We start from the raw sequence: 2,531 nt of genomic DNA on the forward strand, positions 1-2,531 counted from the left end.
CATATTATATTTCCTCCTATACAATACCTTTGATGACTAACTTTTCATCTAGTGAAAATTTTATCATAAACGCTTACATTAGTCAATGTTACAAAGGTGCTTACAGTTTAAAAAATACAATGCATATCTTTACTTTTTGCGATATTTAAGCCATTTTTTAAACTTTAAAAAAAATTTAAAAAAACAATTTATTTTTTTCTTTGATTTATATACTGAGGCACACTTATATGAATGACTTCATCCGCGCATTTGATGAGTTCAGGAGCTGCATTTTCTACAGCGCAGCTATAATCAGCTTCTTCAAACATTTCTATATCATTCTTTCCATCCCCAAATACAACCACTTCATCACATTGTAGTTTCTGTTTTAAGTATTTAATCGCATTGGCTTTAGAAGCATCAGGTGACATCACTTCTAACCACCAGTCATGTGAATACATTTCTTGATCAAAGACAGCATAATAGTCTTCCTTAAACAAATCATAGAGAGGCTTTAATTTATCATAATCATCTATCAATAATAAATAGAATATATCCCCCTCATAGAGATCTTTATAAGTATTCACAGGATGATTTCTAGGATCATCTAAATGATCATCCACAAAAGCTTTTACTCCCGCACTCATCTTATCCTTAATATAAGAGAAGTAGTTATTCTTTCCTATTTGAGAATATACAATAGGTGAGATATCATAATCCTTTACAGTGTCTAGTATAGAATCTCCTAAATAGTTTCCTAGGATCATATCTCCTTTAGGTGATAATATAAATGTCCCATTCTGGACAATTATAGGAAGCTTAAAGTTTATATCACCTATTACCTGTTTTGCGGTAATAAGAGAACGTGCAGTCGCATAGGTGATATTTACATCTTCTTCTATGAGCTGATTAATGAGTTTTAAGTTTTCTGGTTTAATCGATTTATCAGGTTCAAGTAATGTCCCATCTAGATCTGTTACATAGAGTGTCTTCATAATTTCCTCCCATAAAAAAACATCATGATACTATTTTACCATGATGTTTAAGAAAAAGTTATTTTTCAAAGTATTCTGCGACTTTTTGCAAGTTCTCAATAATTGGAAGATGCTGTGGACATGCAGCTTCACACTGCCCACATCCAATACATTCACTTGCTTTACCAAATGTATGTGTTAAACGTGTATAGTATTCTCCCTGAGGTCTCCATGATTTAGTCGCTACTTCCTGTTTATCAGCATTATAGAGTGAGAAGTATTTAGGAATCGCAATATGCATTGGACAACCTTCTGTACAATAAGAACAGCCAGTACAAAGAATTTCAATACTACTATTAATAATATCAACAGCCTTCTTAATCAGTGTCTGTTCTTCCTCATTTAAAGGCTTAAAGTCTTCCATATAACCTGTATTATCTAATAGCTGTTCCATATTACTCATACCAGATAAGACAACCTGGACATTATCTAAACTTGCTGCAAAACGAATCGCCCAAGATGGAATAGACATATCTGGATGATAAGACTTGAATGTCTCTTCTACTTCATCAGGTACATTGGCAAGTGTACCACCCTTCACTGGTTCCATTACAAATACAGGAACATGATGTCTCACTGCAGTTTCATAACATTTACGTGACTGTACACCTTCACTTTCCCAATCTAGATAATTCAACTGAAGCTGTACAAATTCTACTTCTGGATGTTCAGATAAGACACGTTCTAATAAGTCTGCATTGTCATGGAAAGAGAAACCAATATGTTTTACTAATCCTTTTTCTTTCTTATCTTTCAACCATGTGAAACAGTCTAACTCTGTATATTTCTTATAATGATCTGTTCCCACATCATGTAAGAGATAATAATCAAAGTATTCTGCACCTGTTTTTCTTAACTGTTCATTGAAGATTCTATCTCTATCTTCTTTTGTTTCAATAAAACCTGCATGAAGCTTATCAGCTAGTGTAAATGAATCTCTTGGATGTCTTTCTACTAAAGCTGTCTTAGTCGCTTCCTCACTCTTAAAGGCACAATACATCCAGGCTGTATCAAAATAAGTAAATCCTTTTTCTAGAAATGTATCCACCATTCTTTTAGTTTCTTCAATATCGATACTGCCTGCATCATTTTGATCGAGTAATGGTAGACGCATTAAACCAAATCCTAATTTCTTCATATACATATCCTCCATACATTCATTTTAACCCTAAAGTAAGGTTTAAGGGCAAGAAAAAAAGAGCTGTAACGCTCAAGATAGTAATAAAGTTCCATCATGCAGAAATACAATATTTGTACTTAATATACAATGTATATAATGTTATTATCTAGCCATTTCACAGCCGCAAAAAGAAAAGAGAGCCATTAACAGCCCTCTTTCATGTCGATTTTCTCATTCATTTGTCATACTCAACAATTTGTCAACCAATGTCTCTAACCTGTTTACAAAAAATGGGATAAAGTCTGGTATTGCACCAAATCTCATCCCAATTACTATCATTCGACCACCGTCGCTTGGAGCGTCCACTGCAAAACCGAAACTCAAAGCCCCTGGCAGAA

2 protein-coding genes are annotated in these 2,531 nt (G+C 33.7%); both read right to left on the reverse strand.

Annotation, left to right across the window (positions count from 1 at the left end):
* Positions 1-188 precede the first annotated feature (188 nt).
* Entirely contained in the window at positions 189-974 is a 786-nt protein-coding gene (locus ACT8VG_RS10005) for a Cof-type HAD-IIB family hydrolase (protein WP_440247749.1), read from the reverse strand.
* 58 nt (positions 975-1,032) lie between these two features.
* On the reverse strand, positions 1,033-2,151 hold the full coding sequence (locus ACT8VG_RS10010; RefSeq protein WP_331874069.1) for an aldo/keto reductase: 1,119 nt from the start codon (positions 2,149-2,151) through the stop codon (positions 1,033-1,035).
* Positions 2,152-2,531: the final 380 nt, after the last annotated feature.

It is taken from the genome of Catenibacterium sp., from assembly GCF_052354645.1.
Taxonomy (GTDB): domain Bacteria; phylum Bacillota_I; class Bacilli_A; order Erysipelotrichales; family Coprobacillaceae; genus Catenibacterium; species Catenibacterium mitsuoka_A.